Source organism: Roseateles sp. AC306, from assembly GCF_979253795.1.
In genome coordinates this window covers 1-234 of record NZ_CEEDEB010000159.1, presented here as the reverse complement: position 1 = coordinate 234, position 234 = coordinate 1, and the positions used below count along the sequence as shown (strand labels likewise).

Here is a 234-nt window from a genome sequence, read left to right as displayed (position 1 = left end):
CGCTCCGCGGTCTGGTCGCGCATGATCTGGACGACGCCCTGCACCTCGCTGCCCTGGGGGCCGCCCTGCATGGCCATCAGTGCGCCGCTCACCCACCGCTTGCTGCCGTCCCTGCGCACATGCAGCCGGTCGTCGGACGAGCGGCCGGTCGTGGTCGCGCCATGCACTTCGTGCTCCGGCGCGCCGGCGGCCCGGTCTTCGACGGTGAACAGCTTGTCGAAGCGCTGGCCCAGC

At 72.6% G+C, this 234-nt stretch carries 1 pseudogene; it reads right to left on the bottom strand.

From position 1 onward, the window contains the following. Positions 1 to 234, bottom strand: a pseudogene (locus AC0IZJ_RS28795) (histidine kinase); the annotation flags it as partial.